The organism is Novipirellula artificiosorum (assembly GCF_007860135.1).
Lineage (GTDB): Bacteria > Planctomycetota > Planctomycetia > Pirellulales > Pirellulaceae > Novipirellula_A > Novipirellula_A artificiosorum.
On record NZ_SJPV01000021.1, the window covers coordinates 51415 to 77816 of the forward strand.

Annotated in this window: 20 protein-coding genes; all 20 read left to right on the top strand. The window is 56.3% G+C overall.

Annotated elements, in window-relative coordinates:
* Positions 1-19: 19 nt before the first annotated feature.
* The 20 genes from Poly41_RS31185 (at position 20) to Poly41_RS31275 (ending at position 26348) form a co-directional block, all read left to right on the top strand.
* Positions 20-1393, top strand: coding sequence for a neutral/alkaline non-lysosomal ceramidase N-terminal domain-containing protein (locus Poly41_RS31185; RefSeq protein WP_146531284.1), 1374 nt, complete (start codon positions 20-22; stop codon positions 1391-1393).
* Positions 1390-2358, top strand: coding sequence for a sugar phosphate isomerase/epimerase family protein (locus Poly41_RS31190; protein WP_146531285.1), 969 nt, complete (start codon positions 1390-1392; stop codon positions 2356-2358). Before Poly41_RS31185 ends, Poly41_RS31190 begins: the two co-directional genes overlap by 4 nt.
* A gap of 116 nt (positions 2359-2474) precedes the next feature.
* Positions 2475-3611, top strand: coding sequence for an agarase (locus tag Poly41_RS31195; RefSeq protein WP_146531286.1), 1137 nt, complete (start codon positions 2475-2477; stop codon positions 3609-3611).
* Complete coding sequence (locus Poly41_RS35490; protein WP_261344930.1) at positions 3608-3739, top strand: hypothetical protein; 132 nt, start codon at positions 3608-3610, stop codon at positions 3737-3739. Before Poly41_RS31195 ends, Poly41_RS35490 begins: the two co-directional genes overlap by 4 nt.
* Positions 3732-4790, top strand: a complete 1059-nt coding sequence (locus Poly41_RS31200; protein WP_146531287.1) for a right-handed parallel beta-helix repeat-containing protein — start codon at positions 3732-3734, stop codon at positions 4788-4790. The genes Poly41_RS35490 and Poly41_RS31200 overlap by 8 nt, the downstream gene beginning before the upstream one ends.
* 27 nt (positions 4791-4817) lie before the next feature.
* Positions 4818-5030, top strand: coding sequence for a hypothetical protein (locus tag Poly41_RS31205; protein WP_146531288.1), 213 nt, complete (start codon positions 4818-4820; stop codon positions 5028-5030).
* Between the two features lie 8 nt (positions 5031-5038).
* Entirely contained in the window at positions 5039-5980 is a 942-nt protein-coding gene (locus Poly41_RS31210) for a dihydrodipicolinate synthase family protein (protein ID WP_146531289.1), read from the top strand.
* A complete protein-coding gene (locus Poly41_RS31215; RefSeq protein WP_390621511.1) occupies positions 5944-8643 on the top strand; it encodes a sodium:solute symporter family transporter in 2700 nt (899 codons plus the stop codon). Before Poly41_RS31210 ends, Poly41_RS31215 begins: the two co-directional genes overlap by 37 nt.
* Positions 8640-10148, top strand: a complete 1509-nt coding sequence (locus Poly41_RS31220; protein ID WP_146531290.1) for a sulfatase — start codon at positions 8640-8642, stop codon at positions 10146-10148. The genes Poly41_RS31215 and Poly41_RS31220 overlap by 4 nt, the downstream gene beginning before the upstream one ends.
* Positions 10145-11404, top strand: coding sequence for a sialidase family protein (locus Poly41_RS31225; protein WP_146531291.1), 1260 nt, complete (start codon positions 10145-10147; stop codon positions 11402-11404). The genes Poly41_RS31220 and Poly41_RS31225 overlap by 4 nt, the downstream gene beginning before the upstream one ends.
* On the top strand, positions 11401-12951 hold the full coding sequence (locus tag Poly41_RS31230) for a sulfatase family protein (protein ID WP_146531292.1): 1551 nt from the start codon (positions 11401-11403) through the stop codon (positions 12949-12951). The genes Poly41_RS31225 and Poly41_RS31230 overlap by 4 nt, the downstream gene beginning before the upstream one ends.
* A 235-nt stretch (positions 12952-13186) precedes the next feature.
* On the top strand, positions 13187-14692 hold the full coding sequence (locus Poly41_RS31235) for a sulfatase (RefSeq protein ID WP_146531293.1): 1506 nt from the start codon (positions 13187-13189) through the stop codon (positions 14690-14692).
* A 128-nt stretch (positions 14693-14820) separates the two neighbouring features.
* Complete coding sequence (locus tag Poly41_RS31240) at positions 14821-16293, top strand: DUF6298 domain-containing protein (protein ID WP_146531294.1); 1473 nt, start codon at positions 14821-14823, stop codon at positions 16291-16293.
* A gap of 5 nt (positions 16294-16298) precedes the next feature.
* Positions 16299-17561, top strand: coding sequence for a sialidase family protein (locus Poly41_RS31245; protein ID WP_146531295.1), 1263 nt, complete (start codon positions 16299-16301; stop codon positions 17559-17561).
* Entirely contained in the window at positions 17558-18373 is an 816-nt protein-coding gene (locus tag Poly41_RS31250; RefSeq protein ID WP_146531296.1) for an HpcH/HpaI aldolase family protein, read from the top strand. The genes Poly41_RS31245 and Poly41_RS31250 overlap by 4 nt, the downstream gene beginning before the upstream one ends.
* A 115-nt stretch (positions 18374-18488) precedes the next feature.
* Positions 18489-19955: a sulfatase gene (locus Poly41_RS31255; protein ID WP_197231890.1), complete on the top strand. Its 1467-nt coding sequence runs from the start codon at positions 18489-18491 to the stop codon at positions 19953-19955.
* Positions 19956-20049: 94 nt separating this feature from the next.
* The gene (locus Poly41_RS31260; RefSeq protein WP_146531297.1) at positions 20050-20319 is read left to right on the top strand and encodes a hypothetical protein; all 270 of its coding nucleotides are present in this window, start codon (positions 20050-20052) and stop codon (positions 20317-20319) included.
* On the top strand, positions 20316-21185 hold the full coding sequence (locus tag Poly41_RS31265) for an NAD(P)-dependent oxidoreductase (RefSeq protein ID WP_146531298.1): 870 nt from the start codon (positions 20316-20318) through the stop codon (positions 21183-21185). Before Poly41_RS31260 ends, Poly41_RS31265 begins: the two co-directional genes overlap by 4 nt.
* The gene (locus tag Poly41_RS31270; RefSeq protein WP_146531299.1) at positions 21182-22435 is read left to right on the top strand and encodes an MFS transporter; all 1254 of its coding nucleotides are present in this window, start codon (positions 21182-21184) and stop codon (positions 22433-22435) included. The genes Poly41_RS31265 and Poly41_RS31270 overlap by 4 nt, the downstream gene beginning before the upstream one ends.
* Positions 22428-26348: a PVC-type heme-binding CxxCH protein gene (locus tag Poly41_RS31275; protein ID WP_146531300.1), complete on the top strand. Its 3921-nt coding sequence runs from the start codon at positions 22428-22430 to the stop codon at positions 26346-26348. Before Poly41_RS31270 ends, Poly41_RS31275 begins: the two co-directional genes overlap by 8 nt.
* The last annotated feature ends 54 nt before the right edge of the window (positions 26349-26402 follow it).

Below are 26402 nucleotides of genomic sequence, written 5' to 3' on the forward strand. Positions count from 1 at the left end.
CAACTCCCAGGAGATATCGATGGTCAGACTGATTCGACGCATGTTCCTTCTGGTGCTCACACTAGCGACCGCGCCCCAGTTGAACGCGCAGCAAACGGCATGGAAGGTGGGCTTGGCTCAGACCGAGATCACTCCCGAGCAGCCCATGCTGATGGATGGCTATGCCGGCCGGCGCGAGCCTTTCGAGAATGTGGAAAGTCCTATCCACGCTAAGGCGCTTGCCCTGGCAGATGGCTCCGGCACTCGTGCTCTGCTCGTGACTGCTGATATTCTCGGGTTTACCAACGAAGTTTCGGAGCGCATAGCGCGGCGGCTGGAGACGTCGAGCGGCCTGCCCCGTGAAGCCATCCTCTTCAATGCCTCCCATAATCACGCCGGTCCTATGGTGATGTCATATCCGGGAGTAAACGTGCCGGAGAGCGAGCGCGAGAACGTTGAGCGCTACGTTCGCTGGCTGGAAGACAGGATCGTGGGCATCTCGGAGAGAGCCCTCACTGAGATGTCGGAGGCGAGAATCTCCTGGGGAATGGGCGTTGCGCCCTTTGTGTTCAACCGCCGCGAGTTCACAGCCAATGGAGTGATCCTCGGACTCAACCCGCGAGGTCCGGCAGACCGCGGCGTGCCCGTCATGCGAATCGAAGATCCCTCCGGCAAACTGCGGGCGGTGGTCTTTGGAGCAGCGTGCCACTGCGTGTGTCTCACTCAAAAGAACCGCAGCATTCTGGGTGACTACGCGGGCTATGCCCAGGATTTTGTGCAGCGACAGCATGCCGGAGTTCAGGCGATGTTCGTGACCGGCTGCGGCGGGGACGCTAGTCCGTCCCCCCGCGGAACGCTCGAGTCCGCCCAACTGCATGGGGCTACTTTGGCATCCGAAGTCTGCCGAGTGCTGGAGTCGCCACTAGCGCCTGTGAACGGATCGCTGAGAACCATCTTCCAGCGCGTCGATCTCCCGCTGCAAGTACTCACCGAAAATCAGATTGAAACGATGGGTGAGGGTGCCCCCGGTTACCGGCGTTTCTTCACGGATCTTGCTCTCGAAATGTTGCGGCGAGGAGAACCGCTGCCGAAAACCTATAACGCTCCGCTAGCCCTTTGGCAGCTCGGAACTGACCTGACCATCGTCGGATACAGCGGAGAAACACTTGTTGACTACGTTGCTATCGCCGAAATGACACTCGGCCCGCAGAAGCTTTGGGTTGCAGGTTATTGCATCGATGTCTTCGGATACCTGCCAACAGCTCGCGTGTTAAATGAAGGCGGTTACGAGACGCGGGGCTTGTACACCGGCGTAGGCCTTTTCGATCCAACGGTGGAGCATGTGGTGCAAACGGCCGTCCGCGAGATGGGGGTTGCCGCGGGGCGCATCGAAAACACGGAGGCCACGAAATGACGCGACGTCGATTTCTCAAAGCGATTTCATTCTCCGCCTTGGCCTCTTCCCTCCTTGCTTGTCCCGCCAGCCAATCCTGGCTCTGGGGCCAAAGCCAATCCAACCACCGTCGTTTCCGCCTTTGTTTGGATCACCGACTCCTCGGGATCCAAGCAAGCGTGAAGGAACTAATGCGACTGGCGAACGAACATGGCTTTGAATCCATTGTTCCAAACCCACGAGAGCTCTCGCAATATTCAAGAGACGATCTACAGAGCCTGCTCGAAGAAATGCGGTTAAGTAATCTCCAGTGGGGAGCCTCTGGGTTAACCGTCAACATGCGAACCGACTCTGAGGAGGAATACGGAAGCGGCATCAACGAGCTCCCCAAAGTCGCAGAAGTGCTGAGCAGTGCGGGAGCCAGTCGAATCCGAACTTTTATCACGCCACGCCACGATCACTTGACCTACCGCATGCTCTTCCGTCGCTATGTTAAAAGAATTCGGGAGGTAGCAACAATTCTTGATGACGCCGGCTTGCGGCTTGGACTTGAGTATGTGGCCCCCCGGCACCTGAGGACGTCGGGCCGTTATACGTTCATCTTCACGCTGGCTGAAACGATGGAATTGATTGAGGAAGCTCGGAAATCCAATGTGGGAGTTGTCCTCGATTCGTTTCATTGGCATAACGCGCGAGAAACGGCGGCAGATATCCTTCGGTTAAAAGGATCGGATGTGATTGCCTGTGACCTGGAGGATGCTCCTGCCGGAATACCGATTGACGAACTGACCGATGCGCCACGAGCCCTCCCAGGGGCTACGGGTGTCATTGATCTGAAGACTTTCCTCGGCGCGTTATTGCAAATCGGCTTTGACGGCCCCGTCCAGGTCGAGCCTATGTTGGAGGAGTACAAAACAATGCCTGCCGAAACCGTGTTGAAGCAAGTAGCAGTCTCTCTGAGTCAAACACTTTTGCTCATCGAGTAAGTAGTCCAGACGCAAAGCGACAAAATTTCGACTACAATGCGGCCTTCGATTGCAGAATTAGGATTAGGCCGGTCACGAGGCAAGTCATCACACTCCCAACCGCGACCAATCACAACATGAATCGCCGTCACTTTCTCACCAGCGCCGCCGTTACCGTCCTCTCGCCCGCGCTCTCACTACGCGCCGCATCGGAGGGAAGTTTTTTCACGCTTGCGCGGCGTAGCGGTCGCTGGTGGTTCGTCACGCCGGAAGGCAAGCCGTTCTTCTCGATCGCGCTGAACCACATTGATCCCGCGCCGTTGCGTTACACGACCAGCGGCGATCTGTGGTCGCGAAAATACGGCAACTCCATGGAGCGCTGGCTCAAGGAGGCCGTCGCACGCGACCTGCGCGAGTGGGGCTTCAACAGTGTGGGGTGGACGCAGGAGGTTGTCACGCGTGGACTGACAAATCACCGTCACTCGCGAGCCTTTACCTTCGAGGAATACCAGTGGCTGGGGCTGCCGTATTGCCATCAGTTACCCTTCGCCGATTTCCATCAATGGGAGATGGAAACTCGCAACCCTGATTTCCACAGCGCCGAGTTCGCCGAGTGGTGCGATTACGTGGCGCGCGAACACTGTGCCCGAATGGCGGGGGACCCGAAGCTCATCGGCTACTTCTACATCGATTGCCCGACGTGGATTCACACGCGTCCGGGCAACGAGTGGAAGGGGCCGCTGTTCGATCCCGGGAAGCTCGAGACCGACGCCGGCCGCCGCGAACTCAGCTCGCTGGCGACCAAATGGTATCAGGTCACGCATGACTCCATCCGCCGCTACGACAAGCATCACCTCATCCTTGGTGACCGCTACGAGGCCAGCGCTCCCATCGCCGAGGAAGTCGTGCGCGCCGCGCTGCCGTATGTGGACGTGCTGAGCTTCCAGCATTTCAAGCAACCCCACGAAGTCGCCGCCAACCTTCGCAAATGGCATGACCTCACCGGTAAGCCGGTGTTGCTGGCCGACCATGCGATCGCCATCCGCCAACCCGATGGCGTCCTACTGCACAATGGCGCGGGCTACGCGGCCACGCTTTCTGCGCTGCGCGAATTGCCTGGCTGCGTCGGCTACCATCTGTGCGGCGCGTATCTCCGCAACACTACCCGCAACCGCGCCTTGCGCGGCGCGGACGAAACCCCCGACGCCGCTGCGCTCACGGCCATCGCGACTGCCAACCGCGAGGCGGCGGAGTGGATGAGAACGCAGGAATGACACACTGCGAAGCCGAACAACTCTACGAGTTAAGTGTGGCTCCCATGGCCAACGATACAATGGTTTTCGCTGCCGGCTACCCACTGACTGACACTGTCGCGCCTTTAACGAAGGATCACTATGAATAGTTCAAGATGCTGGTGGCGAATGAATACCTCTCTTGCGGTTGCTGTGACGGCAATCCTGGCCGCGCAGGCGCAGTGCAGCGAAACTCGCTTCTCCGGAGATGCGATCCAACTACAGGAGACGATCGACAAGTCGCCCTCCGGTGCAACGATCGTCTGTGACCGTCAACAAGAGCTTGTCATCTCGGAGACCATTCGTATTAGCCGGCCAATCACGCTGAGCGGTTTACGGGCTCGCTTACCCGATGGGCTGGGAAAAACAGCGATGATCATTGTCGCGGCCCCAGACGTAGTCCTGTCAGACATCCAACTGCATGGCAACTACGCGACGGTGACACAGGAGAATCGAGCGCCGATGATTTGGCTGCAGCAAGGTCGATTCGACGTCCGGAACTGTAAGTTTTATGACGGGAGTAAAGATGGAATTATGGTCACGCCGTTGGACGGCGCCGGCGACATTGTCGGCGGGCGGATCGGTAACATCGAAGCCTTTCGCATGGCTCGAGACGCTGTCTCCATTTCGGGCGGAAATAAGGGGCAACGCGTGCGAGACGTGACCGTGGAGAACGTGTCGCTCAAGCGGGGTTATTTGCGCGGACCGGTCGAAGTGAGCGATGGTACCGACAACATCACTGTACGTAATGTCTACGCAGAAGACGCGCGGTACGCCATCGACGTTCAGGACCATCGCGGAGATAGTGGCGCAAATACAAACGTCAAGGTGGAGAACGTTCAGGCAGTTCGCTGCAAGCACCTGATTCGCACCGCAAACAGCTCACGAGGTCACGCGCACTTGGTACTACGCAATATGATTGCGCGAAACTGCGAAGAGCCAGTGCGCATTTCCAATACAGCCGACGTCGTGGTCGAAAACCTGATCATCGAGTGTCAGGCAGAGGCTAATGCGCCACCAATCGCCCTCAACAATTGCCAACAAGTCCAATTCCAGAACCTCGTTCTCGTTGGCTTACCCGAGGGCGTCCAGCCGACGCTTCAAGTTGACTGTTCCGCAGTGGTCCTCAACAACGTGAGTTTGCCACTTTCCACTTTCTAACTCGGCACCTAGCAGCGACTTTTCCAGTTGAAAAGTCTTCCCGCGGGTGGAATTTCAACGAGTCGCGCGTTGGTCTTCATCAAGGGAGACAGCGGTACCACGCCGAGTATGCAAATTGCCCATGTGATTGTTCGCGATGTACATTTTACGCAAGGCAAAGCCGGGTACAATGAAGTCACTCGTGAAAACAGCATTCAGCTATTGTCGTGCCTTGTTCTTGATTCATCGTTTCTTAGCTAAACCTACCTATGTCCTCAACCATTGCTCCGCTCCAAGGTCTCGTCGCTGCGACGTTTACTCCGCTTCACGAGGATCGGTCGCTGCATCTCGAAGCGATCCCACCGATGGTCGACCGACTTGCTGACCAAGAAATTGCAGCGCTGTATGTGCTGGGCAGTACCGGCGAAGGTGCCTCGCTAACCTTTGACGAGCGGTGTGCAGTGGCCGAGTCGTTTGTCAGCGCGGCCAGTGGCCGATTGCCCGTCATCGTCCAGGTCGGCAGTGAGAGTCTGATGCAGGCTCGACACCTGGCCGCCCATGCCAGTCGCGTTGGTGCTGATGCGATTTCGGCAGTCAGCCCGGTCTACTTTAAGCCTGACTCGGTGGAAACGCTGGTCGCATCGATGGCGGAAATTGCCGGGGGCGCGCCAGAGTTGCCGTTTTACTACTACCACATTCCGGCGGTGACAGGCGTTGGCGTGAGCGCTGTCGAATTCTTGAAGTTGGCCGAACAGCGGATCGAGAACTTGCGCGGCGTCAAATTCACGTCGCAGAACGTGTTCGAGTTTCAGACTTGTGTCGAGTACGCACAGGATCGACTGCAGATTTTTTGGGGCCTCGATGAGATGCTGCAGTACGGACTTGCTGCCGGTGCTGTTGCGGCCGTCGGCAGCACTTACAACTTTGCGACAGCAGTCTATCAGCGATTACTGACGGCATTTGCTGCCGGCGACATGGAGACGGTTCGACAAGAGCAGTTGCGATCGCAAGCCATCGTGCGAGCGTTCTTGCCGTACGGGCCTCGCGGTGCCCAGAAGGCGATCATGAAAATGATCGGCTTGGATTGTGGGCCCTCTCGATTACCAGTCCCAACGTTGACACAAACTCAATATGCTGCGCTGGAGCGAGAGTTGCAGGAGATTGGATTCTTCGAGTGGATCCAACCGCTCGCGGAGACATCATTGCCGTGAAGGTACGACATTTCTACCGTAGTGGGATTCGCCAGAATTCCAATATGCGAAAGGAATTCTGGCGAATCCCACTACATCGGGTACTGCTCGCACTCGCCCTGACATTGATTGGTTCTGAGCAGTTGTATGCGGTAAGCGATGCCACGCTGGACTGGCGATCGCTTCCCGCATTGCCAAACGAGATTGGCGTAGCTGGGCCGTTCGTTGGAGTCCACCAAGACGTCTTGATCGTCGCTGGCGGAGCCAACTTTGCTCGCCCGGTTTGGGAAAGCGAAAAGCAATGGCACGACCAGATCGATGTGCTTCAGAAAACGTCGTCTGGTTACAAGTGGATCGATGGTGGAAAGCTTCCCAGGCCCATGGGCTACGGCGCAACCGTTTCGACCTCGGATGGCGTCGTGTGCATGGGTGGCAACGATGCGGGTGCAACCTTCGATGCGGTCTTTGCGTTGCAGTGGGACACAAGCACTGAGACGGTCCGGACCGTCGACTATCCCTCTCTGCCGCGACCTTGTGCCTACGGTCAGGCGACGTTGGTCGGGAACGTGATTTTTCTCGCTGGTGGGCAGAGTGGCAGTGACATTGCTTCCGCGATGAATAATTTTTGGTCGCTGGATCTTTCCCAAAAGAACAATCCCGACGCGTTTGTTTGGCGAGAGTTGTCAACCTGGTCCGACGAACCTCGTGCGTTCAATATCACCGCGACGCAGCACAATGGCTACGAAGATTGCGTGTATGTGATCAGCGGGCGACGCCCGGGTCATCAGGGCATTGAGTTCCTTCGCGACGTTTGGCAGTACACGCCGCGAACGGACACTTGGCAACCGAGGCAGGATGTGCCGCGCAGCATGTGCGCCGGGACGGGCATTGGTTTTGGTCAAAGCCATCTATTCGTGCTTGCTGGAGACGATGGTGCGCTATTCGACAAGACGGACGAACTGAAAGACGAACATCCCGGTTTTCCCAAAGAAGCTTTCGCATTTCACACCATTACCGATACTTGGACGTCTCTCGGTGCGACTCCATCGAATCAAGTCACCACGACGGCGGCTCGCTGGAATGATCGGATCGTGATTGCCAGCGGTGAAGTGCGACCTCGCGTTCGCACTCCGGCCGTGTGGAGCATCGCGCCGGTTGCCCGGCAATCGGGCTTCGGTGTTATCAACTACATCGTGCTGGGTGGCTATCTATTGACGATGGTCGGTGTGGGTGTTTATTTCGCTCGCAAGAACAAGACAACGGACGACTATTTTCGTGGCGGTAAGAGTATTCCATGGTGGGCGGCCGGATGCAGCATCTTTGCGACCATGCTCAGTTCACTGACCTTCACTGGTTTGCCCTCCAAAGCCTATGCCCAGGATTGGGTCTACGCGGTCGGTAACTTGATGATTCCCGTCATCGCTATTGTGGCCGTCTTCGTCGCCTTGCCCTTCTACCGCAGGATTGATGCGACGAGTGCCTATGAGTATTTGGAAAAGCGATTCAATCGTAGCGTACGGTTATTCGGCAGTACCAGCTTCGCCATGTTCCATTTGTTTCGCATGGCTGTCGTGATGTCGTTGACTGGTTTGGCGCTGGCGGTCGCGACACCGTTGACTCCGGCGCAGTCGGTTCTACTCATGGGTTTGCTGAGCATCGCCTACAGCACAATGGGAGGCATCGAAGCTGTGATCTGGACCGACACGATTCAAACCGTGGTGCTGCTTGGCGGTGCGGTCTTGGCCTTGTTCATGTTGCTCAGCGGTAGTGGAGGCGAGCACGGATTCGGCCGCGCATTGCAAGTCGCATTCGATTCGGACAAGCTGCGCCTGGCGAATCTGCAGTGGCAGGGAACCGGATCGCAAGTTGCGTTTTGGGTGATTGTGCTGGGCGCGGCAGGCCATCATCTTTCGTCATACACGGCCGATCAAGCGGTCGTGCAGCGTTACATGACGACGTCGAGCGAGAAGCTGGCAGCGCGTTCGATTTGGACCAACGCTGTGCTATCGATTCCGGCAACGTTGCTGTTCTTTGCGATTGGAACGGCGCTGTTCATGTTTTATCAATCGCACCCCGAACGGCTTGACCCAACGATCACGACCGACCAAATCTTTCCGTTGTTCATCGCTCGTGAGATGCCAATCGGGATCGCAGGCTTGGTGGTCGCTGGTGTTTTCTCAGCAGCTCAATCGACCGTCTCAACCAGCATGAATTCCATGGCCACGACGATCGTGACCGACTTCCTGAGACCTCTCGGAATATGCACGACGGACCGCCAGTATCTCCGTGCGGCTCGTTTGATTACGTTCAGCGTCGGCGTCCTCGGTACGGTGTTGGGGCTGTTTTTCATCGCCCCAGAAATCACCTCGCTGTTTGACACGTTCATCAAAGTCGTCGGCCTGTTCATGGGTATGCTGGGAGGACTGTTTCTACTGGGCGTACTGACTCGGCGGGCCAACGCCTACGGTGCTTTTACGGGCGCGGTGGTTGGCGCACTCGTGATGTGCTGGCTGTTCGTTTACTCCAGTGTAAACGGGTATCTCTACATCACGATCGGGATGTCGACGTGCATCATTGTCGGCTATCTCGTCAGTTGCTTAGTTCCATCCACCCGCGACTTGAGCGGACTCACAATCTTCACACTCGATCCTCATCCGACACCATCAAGGCCGACATTAACATGAGAGCCATAGCACTTCTCCTTTTCTCTCAACTACTTTTTTTAAACGCCGCCTACGCTGCTACCGCAGATCGCCCGAACGTATTGTTCATCGCGATCGACGACCTTAGGCCGGCGCTGGGGTGCTACGGCGACCCGCTCGCGAAGTCTCCACACATTGACCAATTCGCAATGGGTGCCCGGCGGTTTGACCGGGCTTACACACAGCAGGCCGTGTGTGGACCCTCGCGCACGTCGCTACTGACCGGACGGCTGCCGGACCATACGCGGGTCTGGCATAACCGGAATCGGTTTCGCGATGTGGCGTCCGATCTCGTGACGCTGCCGCAGCTCTTCAAGCAGAGCGGCTACCAGGCCGTATCGCTCGGAAAGATTTTTAGCGGCAACGAACAGGAACTTGACCCGGTTTCGTGGTCCGTTCCTGAGGTTCTAAAGGTGACAGGTTGGAAGAATTATCGACTGCCGGAGAATCAGAATTCCGGCAAACAGGCCGCTTGGGAGGCGGCGGACGTGGACGATGAAGCCTATTCCGACGGCAAACTAGCGTCCTTGGCGATCAAGAGGCTCGACGAACTTCATCGCGAGCAGCAGCCGTTCTTTCTGGCAGTGGGTTTCTTCAAACCGCATCTGCCGTTCAATGCTCCAAAGAAATACTGGGATCTATATGACCCGGATCGGTTTGTACTTGGGAATGATGAGCGACCGGTCCAGGGGGCTCCAGAACTGGCATCGCACACGCACCGTGAACTCGGCGGCTACCGCGGCATACCAGAGAACGAGCATGTTGATGCACCGGATGTGCGTCGGCTGCGTCATGGCTACTACGCGTGTGTCAGTTATGTCGACGCCCAGGTCGGCAAGCTGCTTGCTGAACTGGAGCGAATGAAGCTGGATCGTCAGACCATCGTTGTCTTGTGGGGCGATCACGGGTTCTCGCTGGGAGAAAACGGCCGCTGGTGCAAAGGGACAAACTTTGAATGTGACACGCGGGTCCCACTACTGATTCGGACGCCGGGTCTGGCTCGGCCGGGCGTTGCCACCAAATCACTCGTCCAGCTAGTGGACCTGTACCCGACGCTCGCAGACTTAGCCGGTTTGACACCACCGGACAACCTCGATGGCCAGAGCCTCGTGCCGATCCTGAACGATCCGCAGGCCCCGGGACGAGACTTGGTGCTCAGCCAATTCAACCGTCCCTGGAAGGCGACTACCCCAGAGCAGATGGGCTACTCCATCCGTACCGCCGCGCACCGCTACACGCGCTGGGTCGACTGGAACACCCGCGCGACGATGGCGGAAGAACTGTACGACTACACCGATCGTGAGAGTGTACGGCCCCAGGATGCCCATCTGTTTGAGCAGAAGAACGTCGTGGATGATCCCGCGAGAACCACTTTGCGCGACCGTCTGCGGCAGCGGATGGATCAGACCATGACTACTCCACCCCCGCTCCGTTCTCCGAGCGAATCCTCGGATCCGAATCGCAAGAAGAAAAAGAAACGGCCATGAATAAGCGTCGAATTTGGGAAGCACAAGACGGATTCACCCGGATCAGGCGTATTCGCCAGATCTCTGGGGTGTTGATGATATTCGCGATTGCTTTCACGGACTACTGCGCGAGCGCCGAGCCTTCGATCGAGCGGGTAACACTGTTCGAAGAAGGACGCGATGGCTTTACCCTATACCGCATTCCTGGCATCGTGGTGACATCGCGCGGCAGCGTGCTGGCGTATTGCGAGGCACGGAAATTTTCGACGGCGGACCGAGGGGAGATCGAGATTCACCTTCGCCGCAGCACCGATTGTGGCCGCACCTGGTCTCCGCCGCAGCAGGTCGCGCACCTGGGGGAACGTCTCCCGCGCAATCCTCATTTGCCGCCGGGGAAGCAGGCTAAGGACTTCGGCGGACCAGAGGAGCAAACCGTCAACAACCCGGTTGCCATCACTTGCCGGAATGGAACCGTCCATCTCCTGTACTGCGTGGAATACATGCGTTGCTTTCACATTCGCAGCGACGACGATGGGCTCTCCTGGTCGAAGCCGGTGGAGATCACCACGGCATTTGAAGCGTTCAGGTCAACAATCGACTGGCAGGCGATGGCAACTGGGCCGGGACATGCGATTGAACTGCAGAGCGGACGACTGGTGGTTCCATTCTGGATGTCGAACTACGATCCGGGCGTGAAGCAAGGCAAAGGAGTGGGCGTCGTCTTCAGCGATGACCAGGGTGTCACGTGGCTGCCTGGGGAGCTCTCGCTTTTTGACGCTGGTGAACCGAACATCGCCGAGCTGCCCGGCGGCGGCGTACTGCTGACCGCCCGCAATGGTGATGCTCGCTCTCGGCGAATCTCAACAACCAGCTCTAACGGTGCGACAAACTGGTCGACTCCGCGATTCATTGATGAACTGTATGAGCCGGGCTGCATGGCCGGCATGGTGAGTCATCCAGGAGTGGACAATCTCAAGGGACCGCTGCTTCTGTTCTCCAATGTGCAGACGACCGAGCGGGCGCACTCCAGCCGCCGTAACTTGACCATCCACCTGAGCCGCGATGGGGGTGCAATCTGGCCGGTCAGTCGCGTGCTGGAACCAGGTCCCAGTGCTTACAGCGACTTGGCGGTCCTGCCGGATGGCCAGGTTCTCTGCTGCTTTGAAGATGGGAGCGGTGAACCTGTCCAGAAACGCAAACGTGACTGGGCCTACACTCGGATTACTGTGGCCCGCTTCAATCTCCAGTGGCTTCTGCAATCGGGATCAGCTCCATGAATAGATGTTTTCTCTCACGACTGTTGTGCTTCGCAGTGATGTTTTCGGCGGGAGTTACTGACGCCGCGCAGCCGAACATCTTGTTGATTGTCTCGGAAGACAACGGACCGGAACTGGGTTGTTATGGCGATGTTTATGCAAGGACCCCAAATCTTGACAAGCTTGCCGATGAGGGCATTCGCTTCAATCGAGCTTTTGTTGCCCAGGCCGGTTGTAGTCAATCGCGCGCCAGCTTTCTGACCGGACTTTACCCTCATCAACATGGACAGATCGGATTGGCGACTTGGGGGTTTCGAATGTATCGCGAAGACACTCCTAATCTTCCCCGCAGTCTGAAAGCCGCTGGTTATCGAACGGGAATCATCGGCAAACTACATATCAATCCTGAGTCCGCATTCCCGTTTGACTTCCACGAGATTCCCACCGCGAATTTCAGTCGCAAGGATCTATCGAACTATGCCAACTACGCTGGGACTTTCTTTCAAGCGGCGGACGAACCATTCTTCCTCAGTGTCAACTATCCCGACGCGCACGATCCCTGGATTCGCCAGGTGGATGGATTACCGAAGTCGCCGCAAACCGGTAGCGAAGTGAAGGCGATGGCTTACATGGGCATCGATCCGCCAGAAATGCGAGCGATGGTCGCTGACTATTACAACTGCATCAGCCGTCTGGATTCGTTGATCGGAGATTTGCTCTCAACCCTCGAGCAATCGGGAAAGGCCGAAAATACGATAGTGATTTATATCGGTGACCATGGTGCTGACATGTTGCGCGGCAAACGAACAAGTTACGAGGGCGGAGTCCGTGTTCCGATGATCATGCGATGGCCAAATCAAATCAACCCGCATGTGGAAGAAGCACTTGTCTCAACCGTCGATCTCATGCCGACTGTGTTGGAAGCCGCAAAAGCGTCTCCGGTCGCGGGACTCCCTGGTCGTTCTTTGCAACCGCTGATGAGCGGCGAGCCAGTTACTTGGCGCAACCACTTGTTTACGGAGTATCACACGCATGCCGCGGCACCGAATTATCATCCGCAAAGGGCCGTCCGGAATGATCAATACAAGCTGATTGAAAACCTGTTGCCCGATACATTAAACCCAGACTACGCGAATACGATTCGCAAGCTTGAAGCCGATGCGACGAGTCGCGGGGAAAAAGGTTTTTCAGGTGGTCTTCACAACGCAATCGCGAACGCAACTGCGGAGGTCGTTGCTGCCTATGCGTTGATGGAAACTCCGCCGCGCTACGAACTCTATGATCTGCAAAATGACCCTTATGAGTTCCACAATCTCGCGACGTCACCTGAGTACGCCGCGACTCTTGTCGATTTACAAGACCAACTCACTCACTGGCGTGAACAAACAAAAGACCCACTGCTCGATCCGAAGAGCCTCCAACGTCTCACCGCCGAAGTAACCGCCGTGACGAACAAGTCCGAAGGCAAATCGACCCAGTGGGGTTACGTGGATTACTTTTTTGGTAAGGAATCGAACCCGACGGCAGTTGAATCAAGCAAGAAGAAGAAGGGGAAGAAGAAGCAATGAAACCAAACGAGAAAGGGTTGCACCTACCCCGATGCTCAGCAACGCCCCGACGGAACCATTTACGTCTCCTGGGATTTCAATCGGTCCAAAGAACAGGAAATCCTCCTGACAACCTTCCGCGAAGAGGACGCACTGGCGGTCACTACCGAGGCGATAGCCCGTGTATTGGCCAATCGGCGTCTTGTGAGCAAAGGCGGATCGCAATAAGCAAGAACTCAATGAACGGACCTGAACAATGAAATCCATCCTTCTAGCGTTCCTTTCGGTCTGGGTGGTTTGCCAATTGGTATTCGCCTCCGACCGCCCCAATGTCCTCATGATTGTCGTCGACGACATGAACGATTGGGTGGGTTGTCTTGGCGGGCATCCGGATGTGAAAACTCCGAATATCGATCGACTGGCTCAGCGTGGGATGCTTTTCGCGAATGCTCATGTCGCTGCACCTGTCTGCAATCCGTCACGAGTGGCGACGCTCACAGGCCGACGTCCCTCAACCACGGGAATCTATGACAACAGTGTGGTCTGGCACCAGGTTTTACCGGACGTCATGACGATTCCCGGTCACTTCAAGGCAAACGGTTACCACGTGGTCGGTGGCGGCAAAGTCAATCATCACATGCCAGGCTTCAATCGCCGCAGTGACTGGCACGACTACTTCGACCAGGTGTTTGACAGCCATTATCACGACAGGCTCGCCCATGGACTTGATGTCCAGAACTTTTCCTGGCCACAGGGCTTTCCTCTTAATCAACTCGCCGCTGTTAAGTCATTGAGTAAACCGCCGCAGAATGCCAGCGAGTTCGACTGGGGTGCGTTCGATAAGTCGGACGCCGAAATGGGTGACGGAAAGATGATTGACTGGGCTGCAAAGTTCCTGGCCAATCCGCCATCGGACAAACCATTCTTTCTGGCAGCGGGTATCTACCGACCGCATCTGCCGTTCTACGCTCCTCAAAAGTATTTTGATCTTTACCCGCCGAACGCAATCACATTGCCCGCGGTGAAGGACGATGATCTCGACGATTTGCCACCGGCTGGAAAAAAGATGGCGGAAAGCCGGAGGGGTGATTATGAACTCGTGATGCGAGAAGGCCGCTACCGCGAATTGCTGCAAGCCTATTTGGCAAATATCTCCTTCGGCGATGCGCTGGTGGGGCGGTTGCTCGACGCGTTGGACAGCAGTCCGGCGGCGAACAGCACGATCGTTGTACTCTGGTCCGACCATGGCTGGCACTTCGGTGAAAAGCAGCACCTGCACAAGTTCACTTTGTGGGAGCGATCAACGCGAGTTCCGTTCATCGTCGCTGCGCCGTCTGTGACGAAGTCAGCAGGGCATTGTTCGCAAGCGGTTGGATTGATTGATTTGTTTCCCACGCTCAATGAGCTCTGCAATTTGCCATCGGTCGACGGGCTCGACGGTCAGAGCCTGGCTCCGCAGCTACGCGATCCGACACTGGATCCGGAACGTCCGGCCCTAACCACGCATGAGTTTGCCAATCATACGTTGCGTTCGCGAGATTGGCGTTACATTCGCTATGCCGACGGCGGCGAAGAGCTTTACGATCACCGCAGTGATCCCCACGAGTGGACCAACTTGGCGGATGCCCCCGAGTTCGCAGCCGTGAAAGCTGAACTGGCCAATTACTTGCCTCAAACCGATGCCCCGTCACGCCGAAAAGGCAACAAGAAACAAGCCGGTACTTCGACCCGCAAGGAATCAACGACGGCGATAATCCGATGACGGCACGTCCTTCTACTTGCTTTACTCGTGCATACCGAAGGGTCCTTACCAATTCAATATCCAAAGGTGTCATGTTGAAAAGCGCTGACAACACCCATTGCGGACCGCCAGTGAACGCAACGCGAAGCATGTTCCAGACATCCGCCTCCACGACACGTCTGAGCATGGACATGGATACTCCCGTGATGAAGCCCAATCTGACTTTGTTAATCGTACTGCTGTTGTCCTTGCAATGCGCAATTGCCGCGAGGGCTCAGACCAATGGTCCGCTCCGCGTGCATCCGGAGAATCCACGATACTTCACGGATGATTCCGGTAGGGCGATTCTGCTGGCTGGCTCGCATACCTGGCCGAACCTCGTGGACATGGGGCCAACCGACCCGCCGCCGGATTTCGATTTTGACGCCTATCTCGCTTGGCTCCAACGGTACGGCCACAACTTCACTCGCGGCTGGACATGGGAGCCGACGCGTTGGGACACCACGGGAATGAAGGCAGTCCAGTGGCGCAACGGAAATCACTATGTCGCTCCGCACCCGTGGCAGCGCACCGGCCCTGGCCTGGCGCTCGACGGGAAACCGCGCTTCGACCTGGAGAAGCTCAATCCGGACTACCTCGAGCGCCTGCGGTCGCGCGTCGCCAAGGCGCAGCAGGCAGGAGTGTTCATTTCGATCATGCTCTTTGAAGGTTATGGCGTGCAATTCCAAGGTGATGCCTGGCCGAACCATCCTTTCAATCCGGCGAACAACATCAACGGGATCGACGGTGATGCCGACAGCGACGGCAAGGCGATCGAGATCCATCAGCTCGCCAGCAAAACAGTCACTCGTGTTCAGGAGGCTTACGTCCGCCGGATTGTCGAAACGCTGAACGGTTTCGACAACGTGCTCTACGAAATCTCAAACGAAACACATCCTGGTTCAACCGATTGGCAGTACCACATAATCCGCTTCGTCAAACGCTGCGAAGAAGATCTTCCCAAACAGCATCCGGTCGGCATGACGTACCAGAATCGACGCGGCAAGAACGAGACACTTTTCAGCGGTCCCGCCGATTGGGTATCGCCCAACTCAGAGGGCGGATTCCGAGACGATCCGCCCGACATGCAGGGAACCAAAGTGGTTCTTTCCGACACGGATCATCTCTGGGGTATCGGTGGCGATGCGATTTGGGTCTGGAAATCTGTCACGCGCGGCCTGAATCCGATCTTCATGGATACCTATGACGGCCGTGTGCTTGGAAAAGTCCGGCCTGAGGATGACGCCCCGCGCCGAGCGATGGGACTGGCGATCGAGTACTCGCGACGCCTGGATCTCGCGCGAGCGATACCTCGAAACGAGTTATCTTCGACCGGCTACTGCCTGGCTGAACCAGGCGTTGCATATCTGTTACTTGCACCGGAAGGCGGCGAATTCGAAGTGGATCTGACAGCGAGCATCGAATCGTTTTCCGTGGAGTGGCTAGATCCGGCGACCGGCGAGTTGGCCAGAGCCCCACACGTGTCCGGCGGAGCCAGGCGGATATTTCGAGGACCGTTTGCCGGCGCGACCGTCTTATTTTTGCAGAACACCTCACCTACGAAGAATAAGAAATTGGATTAAGAAACATGAAAGCCTTCACGCAGTATTTCACCGGCTTGCCGAATCAAAACGTCACAAGCCACACCGTGCATGCATCGGCAAGGATCAGCCGACTTTGGCTGACCCTTTGCGGCTTCGGCTACCTAGTCGTTTTTGCAGCAACCGGATATGGACAGCAGTCCGAACATGAAGGCGATATCGCTGACGTCCGCGTGATCCGCCGGGTGGAGCAGCATCCGTACGCATGGAAGATTTGGCAGCCTGTGATTATTCAGGGTGACAAGAAGAAGGAACTGCTGGTAGCCTTCGGCGTCCAGGTAAACGGCAAAAACGATATGGGCGACATCCTGGCCAGTTTATCTCGGGACGACGGCGATACCTGGGAGGAACCGGTGTCCGTGTTCGACCATCGCGAGCGTCAGGGGGCCATTCAGTTTGCCTACGCCAACCCCGTCCTCTATCGCGCGCCGGGCCAAGACATCATTTGGTGCTTCGCCATGCGCTGTCCCATGGTGAATCGAAACAGCGAGGAGTCGCAACTCGTCGGTGCCTTTAGCGCTGACGGTGGACGCAGTTGGACAAGGGTCGAGATGGCCATGCATTACACCGGACCGCTCATTCTTTGCTCGACGCCTGTGGAGGCGGAGTTCAACGGCCTAAAACGGTTTCTGCTTCCCGCTCACCGCAATACGCTGCAAAAGGACCCGTTCGGTTCGCGCGACCACTTCATCCTCAGCAGCACCAGCCTGTTGGATTGGAAGCTGGAAGCGTTCATTCCGCAACCGGAAAGCGGCAAGGTGTTTTTGCACGAGGGCAACGTCGCGCCAGGGGACGCGCCGGGTGAACTCAAGATCGTGATGCGAACCGCCAACTACGAAAACGACAACCGCACCACCATTCCTCCGCGCGCTTACTCAAGCGTCAGTTCCGACGGCGGCCACACTTGGAGCCCTGCCAAGGAGGAACCGGAATTGCACAACGCCAAGTCGAAGGGATTCTTCGGTCGCGCGGCGGACGGCACCCATCTCTACGTCTATAACGACGGCCCCGCTCAGCGCGACAAGACCCCTGAATTTCCGTATGGTGGCCGCACCTCGTTGCGCTACAAGACCAAGCCGCCCGGCGGGACGTGGAGCGTGGAAAAGACCTTTTACGACGCGGGCATCAAGAACTCTTACCCCACACTCGTCGAGGTGGCGCCGGGAGATTTTCGTTGCGTCTGGGACAGCGGCACCGCCGACACGCCTCGCACGCATATTCATTTCGGAAAACTCAAGGTGAAGCCATGAAACCGGTCGAACTACGCAAACGCCTGCACGCGGGAGAGATCAGCTTCGGCACGCTGATCGTCTCGCCGTCACCGCGCTGGCCCGACGCGGTGCGCGACTGTGGGCTGGACTTCGTCTTTATCGACACGGAGCACATTGCGCTGGACCGAGCCCAGTTAAGCTGGATGTGTCAGACGTACTCCGCTCTCGGTCTGCCGCCGCTAGTGCGCATTCCGTCGCCCGACCCTTACGCTGCCACCATGGTGCTTGATGGCGGCGCGGCAGGCGTTGTGGCTCCCTACATCGAAACTGCAGAGCAGGTGCAAGCCTTGCGCGGCGCAGTGAAAATGCGGCCTATCAAGGGACAGAAACTCAAGCAAATGCTCGGGGGGGCCAAGGCGGATCCGGAACTTGAAGCCTACATCGAAAAAGGGGCGAACGAACGGCTACTCATCGTCAACATCGAGAGCACGCACGCCATGGCTGCCCTGGACGATATTCTGACCGTGCCTGACCTAGACGGCATACTCATTGGGCCGCACGACCTGTCCTGCAGTCTCGGCCTGCCGGAGCGTTATGACCACCCAGACTTCCTTGCCGCGTGTCAGACGATCTTTCGCAAGGCGCGCGCGGCGGGTGTTGGGGCAGGCATTCACTTCTGGGGAGAGGTTGGACAGCAAGTGCACTTCATCGAGCTCGGCGCGAACATGTTGATCCACAGCGCCGACATATCCTTGTTCACGAAACACTTGCAAGTGGAACTCAACGAAATCAAGCAAGCCGTCGGACTTAAATCCGCGACAAACGCCGCCGGTTCGGGTGATACCATCTGACCAACTGCCAAACACAGTCGAACGCGAAAGTGTTGAAACGAATGAGAGTTGGTAAATGAATGAGGCAAGTAAAGTTGACAGAGCGATAGCCGACAGAATGATGGGCGACAAAAAAATGAAGACACGACTGAAATACTTTTGGCAAATTGTTTTTTGTCTAACGGTGCTTCTTGGTTCGGTGTTGGCGAGGCTCGCAGATGGAGCAGAGCCTAAGCCGATGAACATCGTGCTGTTTTTGATTGACGATCTTGGTTGGCGCGATCTTGGCTGCCAGGGAAGTGCTTACTACCAAACGCCGCACATCGATCGTCTGGCGCAAGAAGGCGTGCGATTTACGGATGCGTATGCGGCCTGCGCGGTTTGCTCCCCGACTCGTGCGGCGCTAATGACTGGTAAGTATCCGGCGCGACTCTTGCTGACTGACTGGCTGCCGTCTGGTCGCTGGAATCCGAAAGCGAAACTGCGTGAAGGGCGTTTTATTCGTGGCCTACCGATAGAAGAATTCACATTGGCCGAAGCTCTTCGCGAAGCCGGCTATCGCACAGCAAGCATCGGCAAGTGGCATCTGGGCAGCGAGCCGTTCAGCTTGCCGGAACATCATGGTTTTGATGTGAATATCGCTGGTAATGCACACGGTGCTCCTGGCAGTTACTTCTTTCCGTACCAAGGCAACTGGTTGATTCCCACAACCGGGCTACGAGCCAAATGGAATGTGCTGGCCGATGGAAAGCCGGGTGAATATCTGACGGACCGACTTACCGACGAGGCCGTCACGTTCATTCAAGAGAGCCGAGATAAGCCATTCTTTCTTTACTTTCCGCACTACGGTGTACACACGCCGCTGCAAGCTAAAGAAGACATCATTGCCAGATACGAAACTGTGCCGGAAGATCAACGTCAGGGAAAACTGGTCTACGCGGCGATGGTACAGAGCATTGATGACAGCGTCGGTCGCGTTTTGGCCACGCTGGAAGAATCTCAGTTGGATCAGAACACGGTTGTGATTTTCACAAGCGACAACGGCGGCTTCTACAACGCCACCAGCAATGCACCATTGCGAGCCAACAAAGGAGCTTACTACGAAGGTGGCATTCGTGTGCCGCTGATCGTCAAGTGGCCGGACATTGCCATACCTGGCCTGATTGTGAACGAACCTGTCACTAGCACCGACTTGTATCCCACCTGCCTCGCCGCAGCAGAATTGCCACTGCGACCAAACCAACATCTCGATGGTGTCAATCTAAAACCCTTGCTGAACGGCACGTCGCAACGGCTTCCACAGCGCTCGCTTTTCTGGCACTACCCCCATTACAACGATCATCCGTCGAGTGTGCCGAGCAGTGTCATCCGCAAAGGCCCGTGGAAGCTGATCGAGACATTCGACCCAGAAGGAATTGAGCTTTACGATCTCGCCAACGACATCGGTGAAACAAAGAACCTCGCGGCGACTGAGACGACAAGGACGGCTGAACTTCTTGAGGAACTCAATAGATGGCGTGTCACCGTCGGCGCCGAAAGGATGTTCCCCAATCCGGACTTTGACCCTTCCGAAGTGCCAGCCAAGAAGAGCAAGAAGAAGTGATCTCTGGCATCGTGGTCTGTTGCGACCGTGACTTGTGCCTCCCGTATTTCGTCTGTTTGTCATCTTACTTTAATAGACGGTAGAAACATAAGTGATGCAAAACCGTTCATTGAACCTGTTGGTGTTCGCCGTCTTGCTTTTTGCCGCGCCGACTTCTGCCGTAGCTCAAGAGCTTTACTTCCCTTCATCGGACCGAGACTGGGCCACGGTAACTCCTGAGTCACTCGGCTGGGACATGGCCGCGCTCGAGGAGGTCTTCAAACTTGTGGAGCCGCACTGGCGTACACGTTATTTAGTAGAACTCGGTCAAAGGCTGTTGAATGAAAAACTTCCGCATCAGTGTTTACCTGGATCAGTATTGTGAATTCGATTTCCGATCGTCGTGTGGGCGTAGTTGGTTTGGGCTTGATGGGCACGGCCATCAGTGAGCGGCTTCTGGCTTGCGGTTTTGTCCCCGTCGTTTGGAATCGAACACGCGACAAAGCGGATCGCCTGCTGGAACTGGGAGCGGTTTGGAGCGACCATCCGCTCGTGGATTGCCAGCGAGTCATCATCAGCTTGTTTTCCAGCGAAGTTGTCTCGGAAGTCCTCAAGCCACGGCTGAGCGAAATTCGGTCCGGACAAATCATTATCGATACCACGACCGGCGACCCTCACGAGAGCGTTGCCTGGGAAACACTGCTTTTGGAACGCGGTGCAAACTATCTCGATGCACCGATTTCCGGTTCAAGCGAACAGACACGTCGCGGCGAAGCAACAGTAATCGTCAGCGGCAAGACACAAGTCTTTGACTCCTGCAGTGATTTGTGGCCCGTGCTTGGAAAAAACGTTTTTCACGTAGGTGGATGCGGCAATGCGGCGAAAATCAAGCTTGTGAGCAACTTAGTGCTGGGATTGAATCGCGCTGCATTGGCAGAAGGTCTCGTTTTCGCAGAGTCATTGGGACTGGATCCCAAAGCAACATTGCAGGTCCTGCAGGGAAGCGCCGCGTATTCACGGCAAATGGACACCAAAGGCCTGAAGATGATCGAACGTGACTACAGCACTCAAGCGAAGTTGTCGCAGCATCTCAAGGATGTCCGATTGATGTTGCAAGCCGCTCAGGAAAACGGCCTGGCGCTGCAACTGTGCGAGACGCATCGAGAGCTGCTTGAGCAAGCCGAAACAATGGGGTTGGGTGAGTCGGATAACAGCTCTATTGTCGAAGCCATGCGGAGTTCAACTAGATGACATCACAGCCGCTTTCTCGTAGCGCTCGCGTATTTGTGCTGGTCTCTGCCTCACTCGGTTTGGTCTTCGATGGTGTCGAGTTGGGATTGATGCCAGTCGCATCGCTGAGTGTATCGAAGAGTCTTTTGGGGGAAGCATTTACGCCCACACTTGGTGGCGATTGGTTTGCGCGCTTTACGGCGGCTCTGATGCTCGGTGCAGCGGTGGGAGGTATCCTGCTCGGCAACCTCGGCGATCGGATCGGTCGCTCTCGTGCGATGGGAGTGAGTATTCTCTTCTATTCGATCTTCGCGATGATGGGCGCCTGGGCTCGCACTCAAGAGGAAATGCTAGTTCTACGGTTCATGGTTGGGCTTGGCGTCGGAGGCGTATGGCCTAACGGAATGGCTCTCGTCGCCGAATGTTGGTCGAGCGCTTCCAGACCCCTGGTAACCGGCGTGATGAGCGCGGGATTGAACGCGGGCATCTTGCTGTTATCGCAGGTTGTGCGCATTTGGACCGTCAGTCCCGATTCGTGGCGATGGTTGTTTTATTTAGGCGGACTGCCTGCGCTGCTGGGAATCCTGGTGTTGGTGGCTTTGCCTGAATCACCAACATGGCTGGCGAATCGCAACACAACAAAGCAACCGCCACCGCCGATACGTGAGTTGTTCCGGCCGGAGCTCATTCGAATGACTTTCGTGGCAATCATCATTGCTTCCATTCCGCTTGTCGGCGCATGGTCTGCAAGCAAGTGGATGATTCCCTGGGCCGACAAAGTTGCCGGAACTGCCAGTCCGGGCTACAAGGCCGCGACTCAGGGTTGGTGGGCGCTGGGAGCAACGCTCGGGAGCTTTTCAGGTGCGCAACTCTCGCGGTGGATGGGGCGACGCACAAGCTATCTGCTGATTAGCTTCTTCACTACCATCCTGACGCTCACGATGTTTCAATGGACGGCGCCGCTGCAACCGAGCTTTCATCCCGTAGTTTTCGCACAGGGCTTTGTCGCGACTCTGTTCTTTGGATGGCTTGCCGTCTTCCTGCCTCAAATGTTTCCTACTCGCGTACGAGCCACAGGCAGCGGTCTTGCTTACAATTCCGGGAGATTCGCAACCGCCGCAGGTGTGTTGCTGGCCGGACTCCTGTTTGCGACTCTTGGAGGCGATTACTCGCGAGTTGGTTCTCTTTGCTCAATGATTTACGCGGTCGGCATGCTGGTTGTCTGGTTGTTGCCCCAAACAGAAACGAAGGAAGAGCAGGCTGATGTTTGAATTTCAATCGCTCCGTTTTGCGCGAGTTATCGTACGCCTGTGTATTTTCACAATCGTCTGTGGGATGGCCGATCTGTCGGCCGCTCAGTTCAATGATCCCGACGCCGATCGTGAAGCTCTGCCAACAGTTCCGCCGGGTTTTGAAGTGAGCCTGTTTGCACGAGAACCACTCGTGCGACAGCCCTGTTCGATGGCCTTCGATCAGCAGGGCCGTTTGTTTGTCGGGATGGGGCCTCAGTATCGCAATCCGACTCCGGAAACACCTGGCGATCGCGTGGTCATTGTCAGCGATGCGGACGGCGACGGCGTGGCGGAATCAACGAAGGTGTTTGCACGTGGCTTCAACGCAGTTCAAGGGCTGGCGTGGCATGGAAACGACTTGTGGGTCGCCAACGCTCCTGATTTGACCGTCGTCCGCGATCTGGATGGCGATGATGAAGCGGATGAGTATGTGCGGATCTATACGGACCTTGGCAATTTAGAACACGGTTTGCACGGCCTGAACTGGGCTCCGGATGGCAAACTCTATATGAGCAAAGGCAATTCAAAGGGGCTGACGCAACCTGGCCGCATTGCACCAAAACCATTTCGCGATTTGTGGGGAGTGAAAGCTCCTGCGGGTTCGCCCGATTTTCCGAAACCGAAAACTTACACCAAAGACGACTATCGGCACGCCTATCATGATCCAAACGACGATTGGGGATTGGAAGGCGGTATCTTGCGCTGCGATGACGGTGGAGGCAATTTGGAGATCGTTTCGCGAGGGTTTCGCAATCCGTGGGACATCACCGCCGATAGTGGTTTCAATTGGCTCGGAACCGACAACGATCAGACCAACGGCGATCGCATTTTCATGCCATTCTTCGGTGCGCACTTCGGATGGAATCACCCGTGGAGCGCGCATTGGTCCACCGAGCCTCATGCGCCGTCGGCACCAGTGAGCGGCCCACTGTTTGAAGGCTCAGGAACGGGGATCGTTTTTGGAGACTCTGCGAAGTTTCCAGACGAATTCCGCGGCGTGTACTTCATCAACGATTGGCTGAACAAGACAACCTTCGTGTGGCGTCCAGGCTGGGACGGCGCATTGCTGCGACCTCGGAATGGAAATTGGGAACCGTTCGTTGTTGGAGGCCAGTCACTGTATCGTCCGACCGACCTGGAAGTTGGCCCCGATGGTGCCCTTTGGATCCTGGGCTGGAGCAGTGGCTATGGAGCCGAGTGGAACGATGGTGAGCTGACCAATGAAGGGCGTATCTATCGTGTCTCCGCTACAAGCACAGCACGCTCGACTCAAGCAATAAAGTCTGAACCAAGGACTCTGAATCAATTCGCAGTGGCCGAGTTGGTGGAGCGATTTAAGGGACCGTTGCCGGTCTGGAGAATCGATGCGCAGGATGAACTGGTCGGGCGTGGCGTGGCGATTCTACCTGAGCTGCTTGCTGAGGTTCACGGCGGCCAGTTAACTGAAATGCAGGAAACGTGGGCTCTGTGGACTCTCGGTCGTTTGCCGGTCAACGAAGCAAGCATTGACCAGTACTTTGCAGATCTTTTGAGTGCCGATTCAGCCGCAAACTTGAATCAACAGATTCAAGCGATTCGTATTCTTGCGAAGCGAACTCGCGAAACGGGTACTCGTGTTTTGCCAGAAGTTGTTGACGATTTTCTGAAACACAGCCAACCGCGACTGCGATTCGCTGCCGTGCAGGCGATTTCACAAGCACGCCAGACGCAGGCCCTGCCAGGTCTGTTACGGCTGCTGGCCGATGAGTCCGACGAGACAGTTTTTTACGCCGCCTGGCAGACGCTTCGCGAACTCAGTTCCCCCGGCGAACTTCGGGATTTGCTTCGCGACGCCAGCGGTGGTGTTCGCAGAGCAGCGCTGCTGGCTCTGCTTGAAACACACTCGCTCTCCAAAGCTCAGTTGTTAGCGCTGACTGCAGACAGCGATCCTCACACTGCAGCAATCGCCCGGCTGTGGCTCGACAAAATGGCAAATGGCGGCGAGAAAGCAGTCGTCAAAGGGCGTCCGCTCAACCCAACACCTGAGCAAGGTGGCGCTGTTGATCTTGCCCGAGGCGACGTGGCCCTTGTCAGAAAGATTGTCGCGAAGAGCAAGAACACATACCGCCTGGCACCGGGCGGGCTTGTCCAGGGCGGGCAATTGTACACGGACCGCAATTACAAATTTCGAACGCTGCCTGCGGCATTACAGGGTCTGGATCTTATTCAAACAGCGAATGACGACGATCGCGCGCGGGGGGACGGCTGGTTAACGTTCGAAGCGATTGTGCCATTGCGAGTCACGGTGGCCGTCGACCAACGACACACAATACTGCCCGCCTGGATCCTTCAGCAATTCAGAAAGACTGAAGGGCAGATCGTTTCTGATGACAGCACGTTGGAACTGTACACACGAGACTACCCGGCCGGGACAATTGAGCTGGGCGGAAATACGGACCGCAAACCGAAGAAAGCCATTGCGAATTACGTTGTCCTGCTTGAGCCGATTCCGCTGGTTCAGCACACCGAACCTGAATCGCTCGATAAATTGCGTGAACAGGCACTGTCACTGTTGGGATCGGCTGATGCAACGCGCGGAGAAATTCTGTTCAAGCATCGCGGCGGCGCAGGGTGCAGTAAGTGTCATAGCTTGAATGCATCCGTGAACGCGTTTGGACCGAACCTTAGTTCCATCGGCTCGCGGGCCGCCCCGAAACATATCGTCGAATCAATGATCGAACCCAACAAAGTGATCACAGAAGGTTTCAATCTGCTGACTGTGCTGACTGAAGATGGCCAGATCTATTCAGGCGTTTTGCTCGAGGAAAGCGGTTTGTCGTTGGCTATCGGGCTGAATTCCGGTGAGCGAGTCGATATCCCTAAGTCATTGATCGAAGAGCGAAAAACCAGCAGCGTGTCGGCTATGCCCACCATGACTGCGCTGCTGAACGCTCAACAAATCGCCGATATTAGTGTTTACCTGATGTCGCAGACCAGCCAAACGGCGACGACAGTCAGCGAAAAAAGTCATGCCCCCAAACGGCAGGACTTTTCTTTTGATCAGAAATCCGATCGGCTGATCATCTCGCTCGATCAACAGGAAATTGCTGAGTTCGTATTCGATGATCCACAGATCCTGCGACCGTACTTTACTCGCTTGAGAACGGTTGACGGTTTACAAGTGACGCGCAACCATCCCCCCATCGCAGGCAAAGATCCCGTCGATCATGAGACCATGCATCCGGGAATTTGGTTAGCCTTTGGCGACATCAACGGCTCCGATTTCTGGCGAAACAAAGGCCAGATAAAGCATGTTCACTTTGTAGAGCGTCCAACTGTTGAGAAGCATCGATTTGTCTTTTCGACTGAGTCCGAGTTACTGTCCGGCGATCAGCAAACGCTTGGTCGCCTGACGTGCCGATTTGCGTGTGAAGCACAATCGAACGGTTGGCTTCTGATCTGGGACGCGACGTTTCTTCCGCTCGATCAAGATCTGATTTTCGGCGATCAGGAGGAGATGGGGTTCGGTGTTCGCGTAGCAACGCCACTCTCCGAGAAGAGTGGTGGAATCATTACGAGTTCTTCCGGCCTGACCACAGCCAAAGCAACATGGGGCCAGGCAGCTCAGTGGTGCGACTACTCCGGCAAGCTTGAGAATGAGCCCGTTGGCATCACGTTGCTGGCCCATCCTGAAAATTTCCGCGAAAGTTGGTGGCACAATCGCGACTACGGAATTCTCGTTGCGAATCCGTTTGGCCGAGCGGCCATGAAACAAGGCGAGCCGAGCAGCATTCGAGTCGAACGCGACAAACCACTGCGTCTCGTTTTCGGCGCCATGATTCACAGCGGCAGCGATTACAATTCGAAGTTTGCGCATGAAGAGTTCGTTAACACGGTGCGCGAACTCAAATAGGTCGCGTAACTGCTCAGGACGGCTTCCAGAAAACAGCGATACCTTTCCATAGTT

Excerpts from the sequence above, each read along its gene's own strand:
- Poly41_RS31270 (WP_146531299.1), top strand. The coding sequence starts at position 21,182 with ATGACATCACAGCCGCTTTCTCGTAGCGCTCGCGTATTTGTGCTGGTC.
- Poly41_RS31200 (WP_146531287.1), top strand. The coding sequence starts at position 3,732 with ATGAATAGTTCAAGATGCTGGTGGCGAATGAATACCTCTCTTGCGGTT.
- Poly41_RS31225 (WP_146531291.1), top strand. The coding sequence starts at position 10,145 with ATGAATAAGCGTCGAATTTGGGAAGCACAAGACGGATTCACCCGGATC.
- Poly41_RS31195 (WP_146531286.1), top strand. The coding sequence starts at position 2,475 with ATGAATCGCCGTCACTTTCTCACCAGCGCCGCCGTTACCGTCCTCTCG.
- Poly41_RS31210 (WP_146531289.1), top strand. The coding sequence starts at position 5,039 with ATGTCCTCAACCATTGCTCCGCTCCAAGGTCTCGTCGCTGCGACGTTT.
- Poly41_RS31240 (WP_146531294.1), top strand. The coding sequence starts at position 14,821 with ATGTTCCAGACATCCGCCTCCACGACACGTCTGAGCATGGACATGGAT.
- Poly41_RS31185 (WP_146531284.1), top strand. The coding sequence starts at position 20 with ATGGTCAGACTGATTCGACGCATGTTCCTTCTGGTGCTCACACTAGCG.
- Poly41_RS31255 (WP_197231890.1), top strand. The coding sequence starts at position 18,489 with ATGAAGACACGACTGAAATACTTTTGGCAAATTGTTTTTTGTCTAACG.
- Poly41_RS31260 (WP_146531297.1), top strand. The coding sequence starts at position 20,050 with ATGCAAAACCGTTCATTGAACCTGTTGGTGTTCGCCGTCTTGCTTTTT.
- Poly41_RS31235 (WP_146531293.1), top strand. The coding sequence starts at position 13,187 with ATGAAATCCATCCTTCTAGCGTTCCTTTCGGTCTGGGTGGTTTGCCAA.
- Poly41_RS31245 (WP_146531295.1), top strand. The coding sequence starts at position 16,299 with ATGAAAGCCTTCACGCAGTATTTCACCGGCTTGCCGAATCAAAACGTC.
- Poly41_RS35490 (WP_261344930.1), top strand. The coding sequence starts at position 3,608 with ATGACACACTGCGAAGCCGAACAACTCTACGAGTTAAGTGTGGCTCCC.
- Poly41_RS31250 (WP_146531296.1), top strand. The coding sequence starts at position 17,558 with ATGAAACCGGTCGAACTACGCAAACGCCTGCACGCGGGAGAGATCAGC.
- Poly41_RS31190 (WP_146531285.1), top strand. The coding sequence starts at position 1,390 with ATGACGCGACGTCGATTTCTCAAAGCGATTTCATTCTCCGCCTTGGCC.
- Poly41_RS31275 (WP_146531300.1), top strand. The coding sequence starts at position 22,428 with ATGTTTGAATTTCAATCGCTCCGTTTTGCGCGAGTTATCGTACGCCTG.
- Poly41_RS31220 (WP_146531290.1), top strand. The coding sequence starts at position 8,640 with ATGAGAGCCATAGCACTTCTCCTTTTCTCTCAACTACTTTTTTTAAAC.
- Poly41_RS31230 (WP_146531292.1), top strand. The coding sequence starts at position 11,401 with ATGAATAGATGTTTTCTCTCACGACTGTTGTGCTTCGCAGTGATGTTT.